This is a genomic window from Psychrobacter sp. AOP7-A1-24 (assembly GCF_052376235.1).
In the GTDB taxonomy this organism is placed as follows: Bacteria; Pseudomonadota; Gammaproteobacteria; order Pseudomonadales; family Moraxellaceae; genus Psychrobacter.
In genome coordinates this window covers 1-25429 of record NZ_JBQSVM010000024.1, presented here as the reverse complement: position 1 = coordinate 25429, position 25429 = coordinate 1, and the positions used below count along the sequence as shown (strand labels likewise).

Sequence of the window (25429 nt, the reverse complement as noted above, 5' to 3'; positions counted from 1 at the left end):
AAACCAAATCTATAAAAAAAGGACACAGGAAATGCCAAACTCCCTCAGTATCGCAAAAGAGCGCATTAGCCAGATAAGCGATATTGCTACCAGTTATGTACAAAAAGACAAATCGCTATTTGATCATTTTATTCATAGCTATTATCAGCCGCTGCATCAAGAAACTGCAGAGGCGATTAGTAATGCTGACTTGGCGGGCATGGCGCTACACCACTTTACACTACTCAAAGCCTACAATGGCAGCAAGCCGCAGCTGACAGTACTAAACCCAGCAGCAGAAGAGCAGCACTTTCACAGCTCACATACGGTTATTCAAATTGCAGCTTATGATAGACCTTTCTTAGTTGATACGATTTTGATGAGCCTTGAGGCTGAAGGTATCGATGTTCATCGTACTTATAACATCATTATCAATGTTGAACGTGATGATAATGGTGATATCACTCATATTGAGGGGGCGCATGAAAGTGCTACTTCACATATGTCATTGATTCATTGTGAAATTGCTTATCAAGACGACTCAGACTTAGAAGCATTGCAGCAGATGCTCATGTCAAAAATTGACACGCTTGATACTGTCGTTGGCGACTGGAAACAGATGCGTGCGCAGTTAAATGACATTAAAACCGAGCTTTCGACTAAACCGCTACCAGAAGTATTCTACTCACAACAAGAAATCCAAGCATTTTTGGATTGGATCTTAGACGATCACTTTATATTCTTAGGGTATCGTGAATACCGCTTAGAAGGCGGACAGTCTATCGAAGTGACTGCTGAACCGACCGATCTAGATTTATTTGCGATTGGTAATAGTGGTCTTGGTCTATTACGTGGCTCTGAAAAAGACAAGCTATCAGAAAGCTTCAGCCAATTGCCTAGAGAATTAAAGCAATTATTGACTGAACCACGTGTGTTGATGCTATCTAAATCAAGCCGTGTATCACCTGTGCATCGTTCAGTATATATGGACTTTTTGGGTATTCATAAGTTCGATGACAATGGTAAACTAATAGGTGAATACCGCTTTGTTGGCTTGCTCACGTCACAGGCCTATCAACTGACAGTACAGCAAATACCGCTATTGCGCGAAAAAGCCAATAAAATTATGGCCATGGCAGATTTGCCACGTGACGGTCATGCTCATCACAAAATGATGCATGTGATTAATACGCTACCACGTGATGATTTATTCCAAGCCAGCGTCGAAGAGCTATATCCAATTGTCTCGGGTATTACTCAGCTACAAGACAAGAAGAGCTTACGTCTGTTTAGCCGTATCGACCATTATCAGCGTTTTGTTTCGTGCTTGGTCTATATCCCACGTGACAAGTTCAACACTGAGCTACGTATCAAGGTACAGAACGTCCTAAAAGACGCCTACAACGGTATGTCTTCAGGGTTTACCACTGAGTTCAACGAGTCTGCACATGCTCGTGTGCATGTCCACGTACGTACCGTGCCTGGTCAAGTAAATGACGTCAATATCGCCACACTGGAAGCCAAACTGTCGGCACTCATGCAGTCATGGGATGACAATTATCAAAAAATGCTACTCGATAACGTGGGTGAGCAACAAGCCAACGCTTTAAACCGTCGCTTCTTAAACTATATTCCTGCTGCATACCAAGAGCGTTTTGATGCTCGTACTGCAGTCGAAGATACAAAGCGCTTAGCTGGATTGACCGCAGAAAACCCAATGCTTTGGCACTTGTATCGTTCAACGGGTGACGCAAACAACCAATTACATCTAAAATTGTACGGTCGTGAACAACCAGTTATCTTATCAAAAGTATTACCAATACTTGAAAACTTTGGTGTGTCAGTTATCTCTGCGCAGACTTATGAGTTTGATCTGCCAGAGCAACCTATCTGGATGCAAGAATATGAGCTAACGCTAGAGCATGTTGATACTGTCAATATGCAAGTAGTGCGGGGTCAGTTCGAAGACAGTCTTAAACAAATTTGGGCAGGTCGTATTGAAAGCGATTCATTTAACGAATTGGTACTAACGACTAAGCTCGATACCTATGATGTCGTTGTATTACGTGCGTTATCTCGCTATATGCTGCAAGCTCGTGCGCCATTTTCAGGTGCTTATATTCAGCAAACGGTGGTCAAAAACAGTGATATCAGTGTAGCGTTAGGTAGCTTGTTTGACGCGCGCATGAATCCTAAGTATAGCGAAGCAGAGCGCCAAGAAAAGGCTGCTACGATTCAAGAGCAAATCACAACTGCGTTAGCAGATGTTGATAGCTTAGACGAAGATCGTATCTTGCGCTGGTACTTAGATTTGATCAATGCAATGGTGCGTACCAACTTCTATCAAACAGATGAAAGCGGTCAACGTAAAGATCGTTTGTCGTTTAAATTCTTGGCAGCAGACATTCCAAACTTGCCTAAACCAAAGCCAATGTTTGAAATATTTGTGTATTCACCGCGCGTAGAAGCGGTACATTTACGCGGTGGTAAAGTTGCCCGTGGTGGTCTGCGCTGGTCAGATCGTATGGAAGATTTCCGTACTGAAGTACTTGGTCTCGTTAAAGCACAGATGGTCAAAAACGCAGTTATCGTTCCTGTGGGATCTAAAGGCGGCTTTATTGTAAAAACCAAAAGTATGGCTGATGGTCGTGAAGCATTTCAGGCTGAAGGTATTGCTTGCTATCAGACATTCTTACGCGGCATGCTTGATGTCACAGATAATATTGTAGATGGTAACATTGTCCCGCCAGCCAATACGGTACGCCATGATGAAGATGACCCGTATTTAGTTGTCGCAGCAGACAAAGGCACAGCCACTTTCTCTGATATTGCCAATGCGCTAGCAGCAGAGTACAACTTCTGGCTAGATGATGCCTTTGCATCAGGTGGCTCAGTAGGTTATGACCATAAAGCAATGGGTATCACAGCTCGCGGTGGTTGGGAGTCAGTTAAACGTCACTTCCGTATGCGTGGTATGGACATCCAAAACCGTGATGACTTTACCGTGGTCGGTATCGGTGACATGAGCGGTGATGTATTTGGTAATGGTATGCTGCTATCAACGCATACTAAGCTAGTTGCTGCCTTTAACCATTTACATATCTTTATTGATCCTAATCCAGACACTGCCGCCTCATACGCTGAGCGTGCACGCTTGTTTGAATTACCACGCTCATCGTGGGCAGATTATGAAGCGTCATTAATCAGTCAAGGTGGTGGTATCTTCTCACGCCAAGACAAAACCATCGCTATCAGTCCTGAGATGAAATCGCTCTTTGATATTAGTGAAGACAGCCTTGCACCGAATGATTTGATTAGTGCGTTACTACGCGCTCCTGTCGATCTTATTTGGAATGGTGGTATCGGTACTTATGTCAAAAGTGCGAACGAAACGCATGCTGACGTTGGTGACCGTGCGAATGATTCACTACGTATTGATGGTAATGAGCTACGTGCAGCCGTCGTTGGTGAAGGTGGTAACTTAGGTCTAACTCAGCAAGGTCGTATCGAATACGCTCAAACCGGTGGACGTATCTATACAGATGCAATCGACAACTCGGGCGGTGTTAACTGCTCGGATCATGAAGTCAATATCAAAATCCTACTCGGCAAGGTAGTTGAGCAAGGTGATATGACGATTAAGCAACGTAATGAGCTGCTTGAGAGTATGACCGACACCGTAGCAGAGTTGGTACTGCGTCAAAACTACTTGCAACCACAAGCGATTGAGCTGAGTCAACTTCGTGCAGCAGCTAATTTAAGTGATCATCAACGCTTTATTCAGATGTTAGAAGGTGAAGGGCGTCTGGATCGTGCGATTGAGTATCTACCATCAGATGAAGAGATTGCCAAACGTCAAAAAGCAGATACTGGTCTGACCAATCCTGAGCTAGCAGTGGTCTTGGCCTACGGAAAAATGTGGATTTATGACAACTTATTATTGTCTGATTTGCCAGATGATCCGTACTTTATCAATGAGCTACGCAAGTACTTCCCAGATGAGCTTGCTTCACGCTTCTTTGATGAGATGACTGAGCACCGTTTGCATCGTGAGATTATCAGTACTTATTTGACCAATAGTGTGGTTAACCGTTTAGGTATTGAAGCGCTGTTCCGTCTCTTTGAGGAAACCGATCAATCACTAGCAACTATCGTACGTGGCTATGCGATTAGCCGTGATGTATTCAATATATCGCGCGCTTGGAAAGCACTAGAGGCGTTAGACAATCAAGTTGAGGCGACATTGTTGTTAAACCTTGAGCTACGTTTACGTGATTCTCTTGAGCGCGGTGTGGTCTGGTTCATCAATGCTTTCGGTCAAAACTTGCAAGTCGCTGATATGATTAGCCGCTTTAGTGAAAGTGTGGAAAAACTGACTAAGCCAAGTGGTTTTATCGAGCAGCAGTTTGCACAATATCTACAAGAAGATACCAAGCGCTTGATGCAAAAAGATCTGTCTGACAATGACGCTACGCTATTTGCGATGCTACCGTATCATGTCGATGCACTTGATGCTGCATTGCTTGCTGAGCAATATGAACGTCCTGTCGATGAGATTGCAACCTTATACTTCGAAGCTTACCAAGTGTTGCAGTTAGATTGGATGATGGAAAACATTGCGAGCTTACCACAGCAAGATTATTGGGATCGCCGTGCCCGCCATGCGTTAGTGAACGAGCTGTCGCGCAGCTTGCGCCTATTGATGGATGTGGTGCTCTCAAAACCAGATGCTAAGCAAGCATTTAGTGAATGGAGAGCAAGACACGTTGATCAGCTTGCAGCAGTCACAACAGAGATGAATAAGTTAGATGAGCTGCACAGCAATGATGAAGAAGGTCGAATCGGCCTATCAACATTGTCGGTATTGATGAGTGAGCTTAGTGGTTTAGTCACTAAATAGTGGAATAGTATCAATCCCAAACTGCCTCATAAAAAAACCACCGTTCTTAATGTCCGGTGGTTTTTTATTATTTAACTAAAAATTGTTTAATTAAAAATAGAGTAGAAAGCAGTCGACTGTCTGGCTTAATTTATTATGACGCTTTTTCACTAACGACTTTACGACAACCTTGTCCGCTAATTTGACTAAACCCACCAGAGATTTTTTCGACTTTAATTTGTGTCAAGATACGTTCTTTTAACGCTTGAACGTGAGAGATAATACCGATAATTTTACCTTCTTGTTGTAGGCTGGTTAGAGTATCAAGCGCGATATCGAGCGACTCTTCATCTAGTGTGCCAAACCCTTCATCCAAAAATAACGAGTCCACTCGTATATTTTGACTGGCCATTTGTGACAATCCTAGTGCTAATGCTAGGCTAATGATAAAGCCTTCACCGCCTGATAGGTTTTTGGTGCTGCGGATATCACCGCCCTGATAATCATCAACCACGTTAAGCTCTAATGCATTGTCTGCATCATGAATGAGTAAGTAGCGATTGCTCATTTTTGCTAGCTGTTTATTGGCATGGTCAATCATCACCTGAAAGGTTAAGCCCTGCGCAAAGGTACGGTATTTTTTGCCATCTGCGGAGCCAATCAAATCGTACAACTGTTGCCAGACTTGCATGGTCTCTTTTTGTGCAGCGATAGCAGTGTGCTGCTCGCTCTGTACGGTTTTTTGATGCTCATTGGTTGTAAGCTGTTGTTCGATAGCACCCAATGCACCAAAACGAGCATCTATCTCTGTCTGTAGCTGATTCTGCTTGCCAGTGAGTGCGTCTCTTGGCTCATCAGTTAAAGGATTGGCAAGCTGTTCATCCAATGATTGCTGTGTGGCTTGCAATTGCGCTTTGGTTTGGTTTAATGTTTGCTCAATACCGAACTGACAGCTTTTTAAATCATCACGTGTCTCTTTGGGCAGTCGTGCCTGCTCAAAATCAGCCTCGCTCGTAAACTGCGATTGTGCTAATAACGCGGTAAAATTTGTTTGCTGCTCATTAAGTGTGGTCATAGCAATATCAATATCGTTTGCCAATTGCTGCGCGTGCGATTGTGATTGCTTCAGCAACTGTGCCGCATTATCTGCCTGCCGTTGTACGATAGCCGTCTTGTTTTTTGCCTCATCTAGCGCTGTATGTAATCGATTGCTCTCGTGATCAGGGTTTTTATCTGCAAATAGCGTGTTTCTTTCTGCCTGTAACTGCTGATGCGTTTTAGTATGCTCGCTAATTAAAGTGTCTAATTGCTGAAGTGTCGCTTCTTCACTTGCCAGCTGATGTTGCTTGGCATCAATTTGTGCGGTGATGCTGCTTAGACTATTATTCAGCTGATGCTGCTGGTCAGTTTGCTCATTAAAGGTTTGTTTTAATTCCTTCAGCGCACTGCTTTTCTGGCGTAGCTGATCGATGTGAGTGTCACATTCAGTCTTACTTAATACTGCCTGCGTTTGAATACTATGATGCAGTTGCGTGATTGCCGCCTGAATGTCTGCGCTGTTCAGTGCTGTATTCAAGTACGCTTTGTATTTATCAATGGGATATTTATCTACTTGTGCGCAGACCGCCGTTATAATAGGCGCCAATTCAGCAAAATTAACATTAATACGGTTATCTATACCTTCAATTTTTTGTGATACCAATTTTATATCAGTCGTTATACTGTTTACCTCATCAATCAGCGCCTGTTGCTGCTTTTCATCGGCCTCAATCGTTCTGTTAAGCGCTATGATCTGTTCTGCCTGAGCATCATATTCAGTTAGTATGGTATGAGTAGACTGCTTTTGTTGATTGAGCTGCTGCTTGGTGTTATTTAATATCGCGGTAAAATGCTTAATATGAGCCGTATCAAAGACATTGGCGCTTTTATAAAAGTCGCTCATCTCAGTCAGTGGCTGGATAATCTCAGCAAGCGCTTGGGTATACGTATTTTGAGTATTCAGTATTGAGACCAAAACAGACTGAATATCACTAGCTAGAGTTGTTGATCGTGTCTGCAGGTTTGCCAATTGCTGCTGTTCGCTATTGATGGCTGATTGTTTTATCGCATGTTTAATATTATCGTTAGATAGGGTCTGCTCGATATTTTCGATCAACGTATCTAGATCATCTATTTGCTGCTGGGTTTGTTGCATTTGCGACTGAGGTTTATCATCGCCTGTATGCTTATCTAATAATGGATGATCGTTACTATAAGGATGTTCATGCGCGCCGCAAAGCGGGCAGGGCGTACCGTCTTCTAGCTCTATGATGTAATCTTCAAGCTTGGCGACTTTCTGTAGTAGTCTTAGATGCTCCTGTTTTTCTTGCTGTTTGGATTTAGCCTTTTGTAAGTCTGACCGACGTTGGGCAATCGAGTCTACTAACGTAGCCAGCTCTTTATTTAGTGCTGGTAGTGTCAGGTTAATCTGACTGATTTGGTCAGATATTTCAGATAAATGCTGTAGCTTAAAACCTACTTGCTCAATATGAGCGCTTATTTGACCAATCTGTTCTTGCTCGCTGCGCATACTCGCAACCGATTGGTCTTTCATCAGAGCATCTTGCTGCTGTTGTAAGCTGGCAAGTTGCGTGCGTTGCTGCGAGATTGATGACTTATCTGTCTCTAGTTTTTTTGATAATGTATCCGCATTGTCTTGTCGCTCCCGCATTTGCTGATGCTGTGTGGCTTTGTCTGCTGTTAGGCTGATATTACTCGTTAAAAGCGTTTTTAATCGAATACAGTTGTCATTAAAAGTGGGTATGTCGCTATCTAAGTTATTGAGCTCTGGATAGTCGCTAAAGTATTTTTTTATATGGTCAAGCTGACGTTTAATATCACTTTCGGTTTGTTGATGTGTGTCGATTTGTTGACGTAAGTTCCGCATGCTCGTAGCAAGCATGTTTTTGCGTTGCGTGTCGTCTGCTAACAATCGAGCTTGCTGATTAATTTTGCTATCTAGATCCCGCACTTTTGTGATAACTGGTAGGTTGTCATTCAGTGCTGTTGTCGCTTGCGCCTCTATGGTGGTAGCAGTGTGTAACTCATTATTAGCTTTTAAAACAGACGCCTGTTGCTTTGGTAGTTCCTGAGTGATGGTGGTGTTTTCTGTCTGTAGGTCTTGCACTTTTTTGCGGCTATAAGTCAGCTCTCGAAACGGACTGTCAATCTCTAACGCTTTATTGGCAGCATCCAAACGCATAGCCTCTGGCACAAAGTCTTGCTGCGCTTGCAACGCGTCTGCCATTAATCCTTGGTGCTTGGTCAGATTTTGCTGTAATTCTGTGACTTTATCCAACCATTGTAGTTGGTCGCTCACTTCCTTAAAGGCTTTGCGCTGTACGGCTTGCTCCTGCTTGAGAGTGGTTAATTCCACGTGCAGCTGCGCCTCATCTTCATCACTTAATAAGGGTAAGCTTTCGATGCCGGCTTGTAGTTTGGCCAGTTGGTTTTCTTCGTGTCGTTTTTTTTCAAACACGTTTTTAGATATCTCGGCATAAATGGCTGTACCAGTGATTTTTTCTAGAATGGCCGCTCTGTCAGCGACATCGGACTTTAAAAAAGCGGCAAAGCTACCCTGTGCCAGCATGATGGAACGGGTAAACTGGTTAAAATCCATACCAATTAAGTCTTGGATATAGACGGCTGTTTTTGATTTTTTTTCTTCTAATACCTTTGCGCTTTTGACATCACTGATTTCATGCTTGATGGGTAGCAAATTACCTTTGGCTTTTTTTCGCGCTCGATGCTGATACCATGAGCAGCGATAATGCTTATCACCGATTTCTATCACTACCTCGGCTGAGCACTCGCCTGTACCTTGGGTCATCATCTCATTGGCTGAGCCCGTAATGTCACCCAATCTAGGAGTTCGGCTATATAGCGCCAAACAAATCGCATCTAAAATAGTGGTCTTGCCAGCGCCCGTTTGCCCTGTGATGGCAAATATACCTTCATTAATAAAAGCAGCATTCGTAAAGTCGATGTGCCATTCACCTTTTAGCGAGTTTAAGTTTTTTAGTCGTAGTTCAATTAGGCGCATGGTTGGGTCTTATCGTTATTGGAACAGTTGTTATTTTAAAATAGGGTTAATGCTTCAAATAATTATATTTAAGATTTAATTATTCAGCCTGCGTATCGTTATGATGAATGTTATGAATAATTTGTGCGTAAGCATCACGTAAGGTCAGCTTTTGCGCATCTGTCACCTCATTAGCACTCAAACAACGCTCAAATACTTGCATTTCATTTAAGTCCTGTAAGGTTTCAGAAGCCGCCTCTTGATTCAACACCTTGTTATAAGTACGAGGGTTTTTTATTTTCAACACCTCACAGGGCAAGCCATCGACCATAACTTGAATCTGCTCACGCAAGTCACTGACAATATCATCACCAGTATAAATGAGCTCAAGCCAAACCGATTCGCTCGGTGCTAAAGACTGAATGGTGCTGTCGATTGTTTGTTGAATAGTCTGCAAATCGCCAGATATTTGTGCCAATTTTTGGAATTTTGGAATAGGTAAGGATAACACTTGCATCTGACGTTCAGCATCATGGTGGAGTAGTTGAGCAGTTAACGCAGAAGTTAAAGGCGTTGACTCTGAAAGGCCGATGATACTCTGAGCTTTATCTGTTTGGGTGGCCTTTCCTTCAGTATTGTTGTCTTCACTGCTGTTCTCTACTTCAATGCCGATGTCTTCTTGAGTGCTGTTGTTAGTTTTTCCGCTTGATAGCGACTCGTCTGTTATTGCGTCATCAAAACCAAATAAGTCATCGATAAAGTCGGTTTGACTGGCTGCCTTTTTGGTCGTGGATTTTTCTACTGATATCTCAGGTTTGGCCGCTGTATTGCTAAGCTGAGCCATATCAGAGGTTAGGTTCGCCGCTGGAGCTTCATTTATACCTTCATGATGGCTTTTATTATCAATATTCTCTTTAATATCGTCTAATGCTGCACCAAATTGTATCAGTAAGGCCTGCTTTTGCTGCTTGGCTTCACCAAACCCCATGGCAATGGGTGAGCCTGAATAGCGAATATGCTCGCGTCCACCCACACGCTGCGGCACGTGCAAATGCCCCAGTGCCACGTAATCAAAGCACTCATCGAACATTTCGGCAGAGATTTTCCCCAAGTTGCCAATATATAAGTCACGCACGCCATCATCAGCAGTGGTGCTACCACCTGAGGCAAATAAATGACCAGTAGCAATAATGGGAATATGACGACTGTGTGTTTTGACAATGGTCTGTTGGTGCGATTTGGCAATAGCTGCTACGGCATCATAATGCGCACAAATGCCATTAATCACGCTTGCATCTTTACTGTCCATAGACTCGCCAGCACCGCTACTACGAACATCGCGGTCACGCAGATAAGGTACCGCTGCGACAATACAGCTGGGAACGCCTTGAGCATTATTTAATAACAGCACTTCATCGTTGACATCATCGCAAGCCGTACCGATCACATGTACGTTTAAAAACTTTAAGACCTGACTGGGTGCGTCTAAAAATGTTGGGGAGTCATGATTGCCTGCCACGATAATAATATGTTGGCAGCAAGATTTTGATACCTTGCCCAAAAATTCATAGTACAGCGCTTGGGCTCTATTGCTTGGGGTCATGGTGTCGAAGATATCACCAGCGACGATTAATACATCGACTTTTTGCGTACTGATGGTCTCTTCAAGCCAGCTTAAAAAAGCTTCAAATTCGCTATAGCGCATATGTCCATAAAGCCGTCGTCCTAAATGCCAATCGGATGTGTGCAAAATGGTTAATGGTAAAGCAGCGAGTACGGGCATAGGGGCACTTAATATAATTGGCTAAATGAGGAAAGGCAACGCAGCGATTATTTTAGCAAGAATTGTCGATATTTGCGCTGTTGCCAAAACAAAACCCTACCAATAATATATTGATAGGGTTTTGTTCTTATTTACGACTCAGCATTTTTCAGCTTAGGAAGGAAGCGCTAGTCAACGATCAATTGCTCCAGACCATCTCCATGCTGCGTTGCAAGATTCGCGACCATAGATAGCGCGTGGGCTTGTTGGTCTATTGGTTGTTTTACGGCTTCACCTCTCGATCCTTCACGCAACCAGTTGTTAGCTATGTCCTCGCTGTTTTGATTGTACTGCTGGTTTTGCAAATTATACCAAGCCAAATCATGATGCAAGCTAACCACATCACCCATAATGAGGAGGGCAGGTGTTGGCAATTGTGCTTGCTCTTGTTTGGCAACAATCGTTGCAAGCGTACCGGTCAATACCTGCTGATTGGGCATACTGGCATTAGAAACGATAGCAATCGGCGTCTCGCTACTACGACCAGCGTCAACCAAGCCTTCAGTCAAACGTGCCAGCGAGTGCAGACCCATATAAAATACGACCGTTTCATCAGTATTTAAGAAGCTCTTAAAGTTACTGTTGGGTGCACCAGCTTTTAAAAATCCTGTCACAAAACGCACTGATTGTGAATGGTCACGGTGAGTTAAAGGAATTCCTGCATAGCTAGCAGCAGCATTGGCAGCAGTGATACCTGGAACTACTTGGTATGGCACATTGTTTGCTCGTAAGCTTTCGATCTCTTCGCCGCCACGTCCAAAGATAAATGGATCTCCACCTTTTAAGCGTACGACACGGCGACCTTGTTTGGCATGATTAACAAGTAGCTCATTGATGCCTAATTGCGCAACTGTATGGTTGCTACGTTTCTTACCGACAAATACTTTGTCAGCGTCACGGCGACATAAGTCCAAGACCTGCGGTGAAACCAGCGCATCATAAAATACTACATCGGCTTGCTGCATCAAACGCAGTGCTTTAAATGTCAAAAGTTCTGGATCACCAGGGCCTGCACCAACGATATAGACTTCGCCGACTGCTGTGCCTTCTTTTTCTGACTCATGTGCTAGCGCAGGCGCATTCGTATCAGGTTCTTTCACCGAGTTTTTATCTTCGCTGTTTTGGTGAATGGCAGCGGCAGTACGGTCCAAGTCCGCTTGCAGTTGGGCAGTGGCTTCAGTCTCATTACCTGCAAACATCAGCTGGCTGACTTGACCTTCAAATGCGCGCTCCCAAAATTGACGACGGCCAGTAAGCGTTGGTATCTTAGCTTTTACCTCATTGCGGAAGTCACCGGCCAGCTTGGCTAATTTACCATAGCCTTGCGGGATTAGGGTCTCAAGACGTGCCCGTAGTAGACGTGCCAATACTGGCGCTTTACCATTTGATGAGATCCCAATCACGATAGGATTGCGATCGATAATGGCTGGAAAGATAAAATCACATAAATGCGGGGTGTCGACCACATTGACTGGAATGTTTAGCTCAGTCGCATCTGCATGAATTTGGTGATTCAGCGTCTCGTCGTCAGTCGCGGCAATGATTACCCGTGCGCCTGACATATAAGCTTTATTATAATTCTCATAGATAAATTCATGCTTATCTTCAGTGAGTAAAGCTTGTAGCTCGTGGCTGATATCGGGCGCGAGAATCGTGATACAGGCACCTGCACGGCTGAGCAAGTCCGCTTTACGCAGTGCTACTTCGCCGCCGCCCACGATGAGCACTTTACGGCCTTCTAATTTAAAAAATAGCGGGAAGGTGTTCATAGTGTCACCATATATTTAATTGTTTATTATGAAAGGTAGAGAAGGTATAAGGGATGCCGCCATTATGAGGTATCACAGGCATACTCTCACGTAGTGAATTGGCATTAGTATATTCGTTTTTGAAATATTAATTGATATTTTTCTTGCTAATAGGAATAGATGAACTTACTTGCTCAAATGAATAAGTAATCTAACACACGCTAACACCTCCCAAAATTAAGTTGTGCTAGCATGTCTTAAGACAATTAATCGTATATCAATAATTAACAATAATTCAAAAGAGTAAGCATACTATGAAATTACAAGACAGAGTCGCGATTCTATTTGGTGGCACATCAGGGTTAGGTGAGGCGACGGCCAAAGCGTTTGCTAATGAAGGCGCTAAAATAGTCGTTACAGGACGCGATGAGGAAGACGGCAATCGAATCGTCAAAGACATTAGAGATAATAATCAAGACGCCATTTTTGTCAAAGCTGATGTGACGGAAAAGAACGACATTCAAGCCGTTGTTGACCAAGCATTAAGGACGTATGGTCATATTGACATTTTGTACAACGGTGCTGGTATTCATGATACTTATGACAATGCTGTTGAGCTAGAAGAGGATTTCTACGATGAATTGATGGCGATTAATGTCAAAGCGCCTTATCTGGCTTCCAAAATGGTGATTCCGCATTTTATTAAGCAAGGCGGCGGCACCATTATTAATGTTGGTTCGCAAGCGACACAAATGGCAGGACCGGGTGGGTCAGCATATGTGACATCCAAACACGCTATTTTGGGGTTCTCGAAACAATTGGCTTTCGATTTTGGTAGTCAGGATATTAAAGTTAATACATTGTCGCCAGGTTTTATAAAAACACCAATGACTGAGGGTATTGACGATGAACGTCTAGAGCGTATTCCTGCCGAACGTGCTGGCAAGCCTGAAGAGATTGCTGCACTTGCTGTGTTTTTGGCATCTGATGATTCTAATTATATGCAAGGCGCTAACGTTTTGATGGATGGCGGTTGGGTGCTAGGTCGCAAATAACTTTAATAGTTGCCAACATAGTCGTCAACAATAACGAACGGTACTTACGTATCTTCCCAACAATAAAAAAGCCCTCTCAAAATGAGAGGGCTTTTTTATTGTTGCAGAGTGCTGTGAGCGGTTATCAAAGATTATAGCTGAGTATGCAAGCCACACTCACGGCTTTCTTCTACTTTCGTTGGATCAAAGTAGTCATGCTCGTTTGGTAAATTGTTTTCCTCTAAATATACATCCAAATCAGCATCAGTTTTTTCAAACAATGGCGCTACTTTTAGTACACCGTCTTTTGATAAGCTAAGTACATCAAGACCTTGGCGAAACTCAGTTTGGTCTTTACGAATAGCATTGAACCACACATCTGGTTTTAGCTCATCTAATGCACGGCGGAACGGCTCAAGTTTAACTTGCTCAGTGAACTCATCATGCTGTGGGTTGTCGATACCTGGAATGCCATTCATCGTCGCGTCACGGTGTGCAGCTGTTTGTTTAGGAATATAAGTAACAACGTTTAGGTTCAAGTCATGGATAAGCTTGTTGGCAAACTGATAAGTAGCGTCAGTGTTGTAGCCTGAGTCTACCCACAATACCGTGATATCAGGGCGCTGTTTAGCAACCAAATGCAAAATCGCTGATTCATACGGACGGAAGTTGGTCGTGATGATTGGGTTTTTCGCTTGAGTCAATGCCCACTCGACGATTTGCTCAGGTGACTTACCTTGCAGGTCTTGGTTGGCTTGATCAAGATCTAGGTTTGGGTGTAGTTGGCTCATAGTACGTTCCTTAATTATTGTTAATGTAAAAGTGTTGATTGAAAATATCGGGTATTACTATAAAAATTATGGTCCATGCAACAGCTAGGCAACTGAAGGCTCTGATGACTGCGCAAACATCGGTAAATCTGAGGCACTTCGACCATCATAACTACTAGCAAGGGCAGTAAAGGCTTGCTCAATACCGAATTTAGAGTCAGCTTCTAGATCATGCTCGCTCAATACAAAGCTATTAACGCCTGTACGTAGCATATAAGCAATTTGATCACGGCCAAAATCGCCAGCTACTCGAATCTCACCTGTATAGCCGACTTGGCGCAGCGTACGTGTAAAACTAAAGTGACGACCATCAGCGAATTTCGGCACATCAATCACGATAAGCGCGTGCGTTGATAAGAACTCACTAAGATTTTCTAGTGCATCAGCGTCAGTATCCGCAGTAACCCACAATCCAAGGCGGCTACTGTGCTGTACGATTAGCTCATAGACTTCTTTGATAAGGCCACCATTCTGTGCGCCTGATTCGTCCAATAAATCAGCGAGCGGCACGATGACGTCAGGTTTTTCTTGTTTTTGTAATAGCTCAAGTAACGTAATATTGGGCGATACAATGCTCTCAGGTAGTGCATCAGTAGTAAGTACATGCCACGTATCTTGACTGCCAATATCGACGCCATGACTGTCCAAAATATGGTGATTAGCCATAGACCTTCTCCTTAAATGGATCAATACCAACGCGCTCAACCAATTGACCAAAGCTTTCTACATCGTTATCAGTGCTGGCACGTAAGTCTACGTAGACATCAACGATCTGCTGTATGGTATTGGCAACCTCAAGAGCAGGCACAGATTTTCCTAAGATTTTGCCAAGTTTGGCATCGTCGCTAGAGTTGCCGCCAAGGCTAATCTGATACCAATGTTCGCCTTTTTTATCGACACCCAAGATACCAATATCGCCTGTATGATGGTGCGCGCAAGCATTAATACAACCAGACATGTTTAGGCGAATCTCACCCAAGTCATATAGATAGTCTAAGTCATCAAACTGCTTCTCAATTTGTTCAGCGATGTTATGCGTGGTTGCATTGGCAAGCGAGCAGTAATCCCAACCTGGGCAAACAATCATATCCGTTAAGGTATTGATATTTGCGCGCGCTAAATGTAGGTCAGATAGCTGCTGCCATAACTCATAAAGATGGTTGGTCTGTACGTCAGCGAATACTAAGTTCTGTTGATACGTACCACGTAGCTCACCAAAGCTGTATTTGTCAGAAAGATCAGCCAATGCATCCATCTGTGATTCACTGACGTCACCGGATGGTACATATTTGCCATCGACTAAGCCTGCTTTGAGAGAAACAACCACAGCACGATAGCCAGCTATTTTGTGCGCTACGGTGTTTTGGTTGTACCAATTGGCAAAATCTTTATCAGCGTTTAGTTGCTGTTGTAGCTCAGACTGTACTTGTAGTGCGTCGAACGATACGTAGTCAGGCTCGCTAAAGAAGCTGCTTGCTGTTGCAAAGTTCTCATCAGTCAAGGTAAGTGGGCCATCTTTAGTATGAGCTTCCCACTCAGCATTGACCAATTTGGCGAACGCTGGACCGCCCATGCTTTCGACCAAAATTTTGATACGTGATCTGTACTTGCTGCCTTTGTCACGGCGACCATGCAAGTTATAAACACGCAAAATAGCGTCTAAATAGCTCAGTAGGTGCTGACGTGGTAAGAATTTATTGATAACTTTTCCAAGGACAGGGATACGTCCAAGACCGCCACCAACCAATACTTCAAAACCAATCTCACCTTCATCGTTGGTCTTTACGTGTAGACCGACATCATGTACTTGGGTTGCCGCGCGGTCATCATTGGTGCCGATAACGGCAATCTTAAATTTACGTGGCAAAAAAGCAAACTCAGGGTGGAAGGTTGACCACTGACGAATGATTTCACAATAGGGACGTGGGTCAGCGATTTCTTCTTTATGAATACCAGCGTACGGATCGGTCGTGGTATTACGAATACAGTTGCCTGAGGTTTGGATGGCATGCATTTGTACTGATGCCAGCTCTGCCAAAATATCTGGCACATCTTCTAGCTTTGGCCAGTTTAGCTGGATATTGGTACGGGTCGTAAAATGCCCATAGCCTTTGTCATATTTTCGGGTAATCTCAGCCAATTTGCGTAATTGGTAGCTGGCAAGCAAACCGTAAGGAATGGCGATACGCAACATCGGAGCATAACGCTGGATATACAAGCCGTTTTGTAACCGCAATGGCAAAAACTGCTCTTCTGGCAACTCACCTGCCAAAAACCGCTCGGTTTGGTCGCGAAATTGAGCAACTCGTTCCTCTACCAAAGTCTGGTCAGCGTAATTATATTGATACATGACGTAATCTCAGTTTTGTTTTTAATCTTAAAATCAACGACGAAAATGATTTGCGTGTGTAATAGGTTTTATTGCCGTTCGCAATGTAAATAATTCAGCTATACATCATATAAGCTTGTAGTCATAAACATAAATTCCTTTCAGACATATCCATATCCAAACACAGCATAAATTTTCATAACGAAAGTTAGGTAGCCTATGCGTATCAATTTTAATGCCCAATCGTTAGCACGCTATTCATTATCTATCGATGGCTTTCTTCTTAGTTTTGTACGTTTAATCGCTCTTACATTTTTGCTCATTTCTCAATTATTCTTTTTATAAGAGGTTTTAATAACTATATGTCTCAGATTCAGAATCCAGGCCAATCAAAACTTGTTCCTCCACACGGTAGTGCAGAGCTTAAGCCACTACTATTAAATGGTGAAGCGCGCGATCAAGCATTAGAGCTTGCCAGCACCTTGCCAACCATCACCTTAAGCTCACGTGAGCGCGGTGATTTAATCATGTTCGGTATTGGCGGTTTTACTCCGCTAAATGGTTTTATGAATCAAGCGGACTGGCAGGGCGTGGTTGATAATATGCGTCTGCAAAGCGGCGAAAACGCAGGGTTGTTTTGGCCAATTCCTATTACGTTGTCTGCACCAAAAGTGACTGCGGATAGTTTGAGTCAAGGTGATAAAGTCGCATTGGTCGCTCAAGATGGCGAAGTCATGGGTATCTTGACGGTAGAAGAGACTTACATCATCGATAAAGAACACGAGTGCCAGCAAGTATTTACGACCACGGATTCAGAGCATCCAGGCGTACAGCAAGTATTGAATCAAGAAGCAGTCAATATTGCCGGTAGTGTTGAAGTGCTTAGTGAAGGCGAGTTCCCAACGTTATATCCAGAAATCTACAAGACACCAGCAGAAACGCGCGCAATCTTAGATGCTAAAGGCTGGAAAACAGTGGCTGCATTCCAAACGCGTAATCCAATGCACCGCTCACACGAATATCTGGCTAAGATTGCAATTGAGATTTGCGACGGCGTGTTGATTCATTCATTATTAGGCGCGCTAAAGCCAGGCGATATTCCAGCAGAAGTCCGTCAAGAAGCCATTAAAACGTTAATCGATAACTACTTTAGACAAGATACCGTTATCCAAGCGGGCTATCCGTTAGATATGCGCTATGCTGGTCCACGTGAAGCGTTACTACATGCGCTATTCCGTCAAAACTACGGCTGTAGTCATCTGATTGTCGGTCGTGATCATGCTGGTGTTGGTGATTACTATGGTGCGTTCGATGCACAAACGATTTTTGAGCACGTTGGGAAAGATGATCTTATTACCCAACCGCTTAAAATTGGCTGGACGTTCTGGTGTAACGCTTGTAATGCGATGGCCTCTGACAAGACTTGCCCGCATGATGCCTCTGAGCACGTTAAAGTGTCAGGTACTAAACTGCGTAAAGCGCTATCAGAAGATGAAGAGGTGCCAGATAACTTTAGCCGTCCAGAAGTGCTACAGATTTTGCGTGATTACTATGCTGGCATCGCAAAAGAAGAGCGTGCTGAAGTCAAGTTAACGGGTGCATCTGCAGTATAGAGACAGATTACTGATATAAATAACCTCGTACTAAGCCAGTTGTAAAAAAGGTGTCAGACTTATTGTTTGGCACCTTTTTTGTTTTTATTACTATTTTAAAATAGTAATACGCTCTAACACATGCAAGCGCTGACTATTAAACCTCTAAGTCTTTTGTCAATTTTTTATATTCACCAGCAAGCGAGCCACCACCTGAGCAAAAATAGTTCAATGCATACTTGTCTGGGCTGTCGATGATTAGGGTATCGTCTTTAAATTGGAAAAAGGCGATGCTGTCATTTACCTTTGTCTGAAAAATTGTACCGTGAGCGGTATCTTGGCCCATCAATGTTGCCTTACCATCGAAATGACAAGTAGGTTTTTTGATATCACTGCGTGAACGAACCTTTATGTCAATCTGTCGTTTACTCTCTGCTCTTACCATTACGCCAACCCAATCATAGCCTTGCGCACGCTTATCGTAGTCTACAGTAGCATAATCTGCTGAAATTTTGTCTGTAGAAACCGTATCTACTAAAGCATTGTCACTCAAGACATTACTTTGAGTAGCTGGCAAGTCAGATGCTGTAGTGGAAACTGATTCGACCATGCTGTGATGAGCGTTATTAATAGCGGGTGATACGCTATTACAGCTTGTTAAAGCAGCTAGGGTAGAGGTCATTATTATTAGCCCCATAACAGGACGAAATTGACGGTATGAAAGAGTCATATATGGGCCTTTGGTCAAGTCAGGAAAGTACTATTTGCATAGTATTACAATAATACAGATTAATAGTAAAGGGTTATCAAGTGTTGTAAATGATTATGAATAGCACTTATGCCAACATGACTATTCGATAAGCGAATTCGTCACTAAGCATTTGTAATTTATGCTGCTAGCATGATTTTCATCATCCCGACAACTGGAACCAAAAAAGTTGACGCGAAACTTACTAAGTGTAGAAGATTATCGGCCTTGTGATACTAGTCAAGGTTTCGACAAAACGCTTATATTATTTTTATCGAGAGCATCGTGCAGAAAAAATTCCAACAAGTCAGCATTGCTAGCATCCAGTTAACAAACCCTAAGCAGTTGACAGCGCGTGTACTTGCCACAAGCAGTATGCTCGCAGTAGCAATTATACTGACAGGCTGTAGCCCAACAGAAGCAACACAAGATAACATAGCAAATAGTACCAGTGGCGAGAGCCAAGATATCAAACTACTTAACGTCTCTTATGATGTGTCCCGCGATTTTTATCGAGACTATAACGAACTGTTTGGTACCGAGTATCTCAAAACTCATCCAAACAGTGAGGTAAAGATTAACCAATCGCATGGTGGCTCAAGTAAGCAAGCATTGTCTGTGGCTAATGGTTTGCAGGCTGACGTGGTTACTTTCAATCAAGAAACTGACATGAATCTATTGGTTGAAAAAGGCTTAGTAGGCACTGATTGGCAACAAGCGTTACCTAATGGGGCTATACCTTATACCAGTACCATGGTGCTACTGGTTCGTAAGGGCAATCCAAAAAATATCAAAGATTGGTCAGACTTGGCACGCAATGATGTCGAGGTCGTCATCCCTAATCCCAAGACTAGTGGTACAGCACGTTATGCCTTCTTAGGCGCTTATGGCTACGGGCTACATCAGTTTAAAGAAAATAGTGGTGAAAACCCTACTAAAACCAATGGCTTTATTAAGAAACTGCTAGCAAACGTGGTCACTTATGACAATGGCGCACGCGCTGCAACGACCAGCTTCACTCAGCGAGGTCTAGGTGATGTATTGATTACCACTGAAAATGAAGCGCATTTGACGGCTAGACGGTTTGCAAAAGGCAAAATTGATATTGTCTACCCAAGCTACTCTATTACGATTGCAAACCCAGTAGCGGTTGTTACGGCAGTGACTGAAAAATCTGGCAAGACGAAAGCAGCAAATGCTTATCTGAAGGGCTTGTGGGACAAACCTGCACAAGAACTCTTAGCAGAAATGTACATGCGTCCAAATGACGAGCAAGTCTTAGCTGCTCACAAAGACACCTTACCTGACATCGAGACGTTTGATCCTGTGACGGTCTTTGGCTCATGGAACCAAATCATGGATGAATTTTTTGTCGATGGTGGCCGCTTTGATCAGCTAGCGAGCACTAAATAACTATTAGCTTCTAGTATATAGAACTATCTTGGCGACATTCAATGAAGCGCGAACAAGATAGGTAGGTAGAGCGCATACCAATATTAAAATCATCAGTAAGTAAACAGCCAGTTATACATATAAAATATTTAACAACTTATTGATATGTCTCGCTTTGTTTTTTGGTTATTCCCTTTTGGCAATAACATACGCATATTCATCATTAAACATAATAAGATGGCGCTGTTAGCATACTTGAATTACATAACAGACATCTTTGAGGTATTTATGACAGACGTAGCTCGTTATCAACAAAAAAGTAAAACCCTTAGTGCTTTAAGTATTGCTGGTGTTGCTTTAACACTTGGTTTGGCTGGCTGTAGCAATAGTGAGACCACTGATACCGCAGCTGACGGCTCAGCAACGACAGAAGGGCAAGATATCGAGCTACTCAATGTCTCATACGATGTGGCACGTGATTTCTATAAAGACTACAACCCATTGTTTGTTGAGCACTATAAAGCTGAAAATCCAGACAGCAATATCTTAATCAAACAGTCACATGGCGGCTCAAGTAAGCAAGCATTGTCTGTTGCTAACGGTCTGCAAGCGGATGTTGCCACCATGAACCAAGGCTCTGATATTGAACTGCTTGAGAAAAAAGGCTTGGTTGAGTCAGATTGGGAGAGCAAATTCCCAGACAACGCGGTGCCATTCACTAGTACGATCGTATTTTTGGTACGTAAAGACAATCCAAAAAATATCAAAGACTGGGAAGATTTGACCAAAGACGGTATTGAGACTGTCATGGCCAATCCAAAAGTGACGGGTAACGGGCGTTATGCGTTCTTAGGAGCCTACGGCTATGGTCTACATGCTTTTAATCAAGATGAAGCAAAAGCTAAAGGCTACGTGAAAGACATGCTAAGCAATGTCAAAGTCTATGAAAACGGCGGACGTGCCGCAACGACAACTTTCGTACAGCGCGGTATTGGTGATGTCTTAGTCACTTTTGAAAACGAAGCCAACCTTGCCGCGACTGATTTTGGTGCTGGTCAAGTAGACATCGTTTATCCAAAATATTCGATCAAATCAGAAAGTCCTGTGGCTGTTGTGAAGACGGTAACAGACAAAAAAGGCACCACAGACGCTGCCAAAGCATATCTTGATTACTTATGGAGTGAGCCTGCTCAGCAGCTAGCAGCTGACCTATACTTACGTCCTAGTGTCCAAAGCGTACTTGAAAAAAATGGTGACAAATTACCACCAGTTGAAACTTTCCGTCCGAACGATGCCTTTGGCACATGGGATGAGATCATGAGCACTTACTTCAGTGATGGCGGTGTGTTTGACCAGTTAGCGATTAATGCGCCTCAGTAATCACTTGCTGAGTTGTTAGAGCAGCTACTGCGCTAATACGGATTAATGTTTGGCGCAGTCAGTCATGAAGCACCCATAAAGGACATGGTCGTACGTACTATGTCCTTTATATCATAAGCCAACCAATAATAATTTTGATAACAATGGTAATAATGGTCTTATAGTGAGCACCTTCGCTAAGTACCATCAGTTAGGCAATAGGACACCACTATGAGTGCAACATCTTCTTCTGCCAGTAAACCCAGCAACAAAAAAGGTTGGCTGACCCGTTTGCGTCAGCGCAATGTGCTACCTGGTTTTGGTCTGAGCATGGGCATCACTGTCTTTAGCTTGTCATTACTGGTAGTCCTACCGTTTGCCATGATGGCCTATACCACGACACAGATGGGATGGACTGGGTTTTGGGAAACCATTACTCAACCACAAGTCACTGCTGCTATCAAGCTTAGCTTATGGATGTCGTTTTTGGCAATGCTGACCAATATGGTATTTGGCACATTGGTCGCATGGGTGCTGGTTCGCTATGAGTTTTGGGGAAAGTCACTTATCAATGCCTTGGTCGATCTACCATTTGCACTACCAACGGCGGTGACAGGTATCTCGCTTGCGACTCTATATGCACCTAATGGTTTGATTGGCCAATGGTTTGCCAAGTTTGATATTCAGGTCGCCTTTACGCCAATAGGTATTTGGCTAGCATTGGTTGTCGTCAGCTTTCCCTTTATTGTCCGCGCAGTGCAACCAGTACTCGCTGAGCTATCAGTTGAATTTGAGGAAGCGGCTGCGGTATTGGGTGCCAATCGTTTGACGACTTTTCGTAAAGTGATTTTGCCAGAGTTATTGCCTGCTTTATTAATGGGGGCGGGTATGATGTTTGCCCGTGCCACTGGTGAGTATGGATCGGTTATCTTTATCGCAGGTAATATCCCGATGCAGTCGGAAATTTTGCCGCTAATCATTATCAGTAAGCTTGAGCAATTTGATATCCAAGGTGCTTCTGCAGTCGCATTATTTATGCTGCTCATATCATTTGTCATTTTGTTGACCATTAACATCATGCAGTGGAAACTGTCGCGCCGTGTAGGAGCTCGCTAATATGCAAATATCTAATAGCTACGACTACCAAAAAAACGCGGCGACTAAAGATACCCCGTGGATACGCCGCACCTTTATTGTTATTGCTGTACTGTTTATGGTCTTGATGCTGGTGGTGCCATTGCTGGCCGTGTTCTATGAAGCCTTTAAAAACGGCTGGCAGTTATATCTTGCCTCATTGGTCGATCCTGAAGCGTTACAAGCCATCAAGCTTACATTGATTACCGCAGCCATTGTTTTGCCGATTAATATGGTAATGGGTATTGCGATTGCATGGTTAGTCACGCGCTATCAGTTTAAAGGTAAGCAGCTAGTCACCACTTTGCTTGATTTACCATTTTCGGTATCACCAGTTGTTGCCGGTTTGATGTTTGTGCTGCTGTTTGGACTGAACTCTACGATCGGCGGCTGGCTTGAGAGTATAGGCTTCCAAGTAATTTATGCGGTACCTGGCATCATTTTAGCGACGTTGTTTGTGACCTTTCCGTTTGTTGCACGTGAGTTGATTCCTTTGATGCAAACTCAAGGCGACTCTGAGGAGCAAGCAGCGTTAACTTTAGGTGCGACTGGTTGGCAGACCTTTTGGCATGTGACACTGCCTAATATTAAATGGGCGCTGCTATATGGTTTGATTTTGACCAATGCGCGTGCGATGGGTGAGTTTGGCGCTGTCAGTGTGGTATCTGGTCACATTCGCGGCGAGACCAATACTATGCCGTTACTGGTTGAGATTGCCTATAACGATTATAACTTTACCGCCGCGTTTGCCTTATCGAGCATATTAGCGGCGCTCGCCTTAGTAACGCTACTCATTCAGCAAGTCATGACCAAGATGCAAGAGCGTAAATTTGCCAAGTCTGATCGGCTCGCTAGCGCACCTGAACTGCCAGTGAGTGCTAATGCAACGGCAGACACTGACTCGACAAGCGCTGAAAGTACTGGCAAGGTATAACTGCCATTATCTGAATAAATGATGTTAATACTATTGATGCAATTGCTACCAAGCTACTTGCCACGATACGACAAAAGATATAATAAGAGATACGATTATGAGTATTGAAATTCGCAACGTTAACAAAAAATTCGGTAGTTTTACGGCTTTAGACAATATCAATATCACTGTGCCAACCGGTAAACTGACAACGTTACTAGGTCCATCAGGCTGCGGTAAGACTACTTTGCTACGTATTATCGCGGGTTTGGAATATGCCGACTCTGGGCAGGTATTGTTTGATGAGTTAGATGTCACCAATACACCTGTACAAAAGCGCCATATTGGTTTTATGTTTCAGCACTATGCCTTATTCCGTCATAAAAATATCGCAGACAATGTGGCGTTTGGTCTGACCTTGTTGCCAAAAAACGAGCGACCTAGTAAAGCTGATATTAACAAACGCGTGGCAGAGCTATTAGATCTGGTACAGCTACCGCAAGTTGCCAATGCTTATCCACATCAATTATCAGGTGGTCAACGTCAAAGGATTGCACTGGCAAGAGCGCTTGCAGTCAAACCAAAACTATTGCTGCTAGATGAACCATTTGGGGCACTGGATGCTAAAGTACGTAAAGAGCTACGCACATGGCTAAAGAACATTCATCACGAGCTTGGTATCACCAGCATCATGGTGACACACGATCAAGAAGAAGCACGTGCAGTATCAGATGAGATTGTTGTGATGAATCAGGGCCGAGTAGAGCAGGTAGGAACGTCAGAGGAATTGATACACAATCCTGCCAATACCTTTATCAGCGATTTCTTAGACCTTGTATAAGCACTTGACCTAAATCAATTTGTGTCTAAATATCAATGTTTAAGCCAAAAAAAAAGACCTACGCGAGTAGGTCTTTTTTTGTTTAGTGCTTTGCCGCAGATTTATTTTTTCAAGCATTTTTAATGAAATGCAGTCAAATATCTAAACGGACAACAGTATCTACGCAAGGTCTGATACGTCTCTATTGGTCGCCTTAGAAGAGATTTGCTCGTAGGTGATGTCTAAAATATCTTGACACCAATCTGGTAAATCATCAGCAACTTCATACCACATCCAGGTACCGTCACGCACACAGCTTAAAATACCCAGTTTTTTCAAATGGTTTAGGTGTCGTGATATCGTTGGTTGTGGTTGATCAAGCGTATCTACCAAATCACCCACGCAACGTGCTTCTTTTTTAAAAAGAATTTGAAATATTTTTAGGCGTGTCGGATCAGATAGGACTTTAAATAAATCGATAGGTCGTATCATAAGGTTATTATCAGACATAGGAGCATTCCAATGGGCTTCGTTAATAGAGGTTTAATATAACAGCAGTTATCTACAAAATCGATTAAAAAATAAGCAAATTTACAGTTCATCGTCAATTTACTACCTTTTATAATATTCGGTTACATGCACACTTATATCTACTTACACAAATAAAATGATTGTTATAAAAAGATACTGCTACGACTAATAAATATGTCGAATGTTATTGAAAATGATAATAATTATCGTTATTATACTGCAAGGAACAAACGTGATTCAAATTAATAATTTTTAATGG

16 protein-coding genes are annotated in these 25429 nt (G+C 43.1%); 8 read left to right on the top strand and 8 right to left on the bottom strand.

The features are described from left to right. Positions 1–31 precede the first annotated feature (31 nt). Positions 32–4879, top strand: coding sequence for an NAD-glutamate dehydrogenase (locus tag ACT3QQ_RS09415; RefSeq protein ID WP_444527803.1), 4848 nt, complete (start codon positions 32–34; stop codon positions 4877–4879). Positions 4880–5012: 133 nt separating this feature from the next. On the opposite strand, the gene ACT3QQ_RS09410 is transcribed toward ACT3QQ_RS09415, so the two are convergent. The 3 genes from ACT3QQ_RS09410 to cysG form a co-directional block, all read right to left on the bottom strand. Then, positions 5013–8939 carry an AAA family ATPase gene (locus ACT3QQ_RS09410; RefSeq protein ID WP_444527802.1) on the bottom strand — a complete coding sequence of 1309 codons (3927 nt, stop codon included), beginning with the start codon at positions 8937–8939 and terminating at the stop codon, positions 5013–5015. 79 nt (positions 8940–9018) lie between these two features. Further along, positions 9019–10701: an exonuclease SbcCD subunit D C-terminal domain-containing protein gene (locus ACT3QQ_RS09405; protein ID WP_444527801.1), complete on the bottom strand. Its 1683-nt coding sequence runs from the start codon at positions 10699–10701 to the stop codon at positions 9019–9021. Positions 10702–10868: 167 nt separating this feature from the next. Beyond that, positions 10869–12509 (bottom strand): siroheme synthase CysG, encoded by a 1641-nt coding sequence (gene cysG / locus ACT3QQ_RS09400; RefSeq protein WP_444527800.1) that lies wholly within the window; start codon positions 12507–12509, stop codon positions 10869–10871. A 293-nt stretch (positions 12510–12802) separates the two neighbouring features. On the opposite strand from cysG, the gene ACT3QQ_RS09395 reads away from it, so the two are divergent. Further along, complete coding sequence (locus ACT3QQ_RS09395; protein ID WP_444520805.1) at positions 12803–13543, top strand: SDR family NAD(P)-dependent oxidoreductase; 741 nt, start codon at positions 12803–12805, stop codon at positions 13541–13543. A gap of 131 nt (positions 13544–13674) precedes the next feature. Here the strand turns inward: ACT3QQ_RS09395 and ACT3QQ_RS09390 are convergent, their stop codons facing one another. The 3 genes from ACT3QQ_RS09390 to ACT3QQ_RS09380 all read right to left on the bottom strand — a co-directional run bounded on the left by ACT3QQ_RS09390 (position 13675) and on the right by ACT3QQ_RS09380 (position 16702). After that, positions 13675–14313, bottom strand: coding sequence for a phosphoadenosine phosphosulfate reductase domain-containing protein (locus tag ACT3QQ_RS09390; RefSeq protein ID WP_444520806.1), 639 nt, complete (start codon positions 14311–14313; stop codon positions 13675–13677). Between the two features lie 84 nt (positions 14314–14397). Next, entirely contained in the window at positions 14398–15018 is a 621-nt protein-coding gene (locus ACT3QQ_RS09385; protein WP_444522586.1) for a DUF934 domain-containing protein, read from the bottom strand. Continuing rightward, a complete protein-coding gene (locus tag ACT3QQ_RS09380; protein ID WP_444527799.1) occupies positions 15011–16702 on the bottom strand; it encodes a nitrite/sulfite reductase in 1692 nt (563 codons plus the stop codon). The genes ACT3QQ_RS09385 and ACT3QQ_RS09380 overlap by 8 nt, the downstream gene beginning before the upstream one ends. A 341-nt stretch (positions 16703–17043) precedes the next feature. On the opposite strand from ACT3QQ_RS09380, the gene sat reads away from it, so the two are divergent. Beyond that, positions 17044–18294, top strand: coding sequence for a sulfate adenylyltransferase (sat, locus tag ACT3QQ_RS09375; protein WP_444527798.1), 1251 nt, complete (start codon positions 17044–17046; stop codon positions 18292–18294). A 136-nt stretch (positions 18295–18430) separates the two neighbouring features. On the opposite strand, the gene ACT3QQ_RS09370 is transcribed toward sat, so the two are convergent. Further along, positions 18431–18955 carry a hypothetical protein gene (locus tag ACT3QQ_RS09370; RefSeq protein ID WP_444527797.1) on the bottom strand — a complete coding sequence of 175 codons (525 nt, stop codon included), beginning with the start codon at positions 18953–18955 and terminating at the stop codon, positions 18431–18433. A gap of 441 nt (positions 18956–19396) precedes the next feature. On the opposite strand from ACT3QQ_RS09370, the gene ACT3QQ_RS09365 reads away from it, so the two are divergent. The 5 genes from ACT3QQ_RS09365 (at position 19397) to ACT3QQ_RS09345 (ending at position 24660) form a co-directional block, all read left to right on the top strand. Next, positions 19397–20434 carry a sulfate ABC transporter substrate-binding protein gene (locus ACT3QQ_RS09365; RefSeq protein ID WP_444527821.1) on the top strand — a complete coding sequence of 346 codons (1038 nt, stop codon included), beginning with the start codon at positions 19397–19399 and terminating at the stop codon, positions 20432–20434. A gap of 267 nt (positions 20435–20701) precedes the next feature. Beyond that, positions 20702–21793, top strand: a complete 1092-nt coding sequence (locus tag ACT3QQ_RS09360; RefSeq protein WP_444527796.1) for a sulfate ABC transporter substrate-binding protein — start codon at positions 20702–20704, stop codon at positions 21791–21793. Positions 21794–22003: 210 nt separating this feature from the next. After that, positions 22004–22888: a sulfate ABC transporter permease subunit CysT gene (gene cysT / locus ACT3QQ_RS09355; protein ID WP_101205902.1), complete on the top strand. Its 885-nt coding sequence runs from the start codon at positions 22004–22006 to the stop codon at positions 22886–22888. Position 22889: 1 nt separating this feature from the next. Beyond that, positions 22890–23840: a sulfate ABC transporter permease subunit CysW gene (gene cysW, locus ACT3QQ_RS09350; protein WP_444522580.1), complete on the top strand. Its 951-nt coding sequence runs from the start codon at positions 22890–22892 to the stop codon at positions 23838–23840. Between the two features lie 97 nt (positions 23841–23937). Beyond that, entirely contained in the window at positions 23938–24660 is a 723-nt protein-coding gene (locus ACT3QQ_RS09345; protein ID WP_444522579.1) for a sulfate/molybdate ABC transporter ATP-binding protein, read from the top strand. Between the two features lie 159 nt (positions 24661–24819). Here ACT3QQ_RS09345 and ACT3QQ_RS09340 read toward each other — a convergent pair whose 3' ends face one another. Continuing rightward, a complete protein-coding gene (locus ACT3QQ_RS09340) occupies positions 24820–25149 on the bottom strand; it encodes an ArsR/SmtB family transcription factor (protein ID WP_444522578.1) in 330 nt (109 codons plus the stop codon). Positions 25150–25429 lie beyond the last annotated feature (280 nt).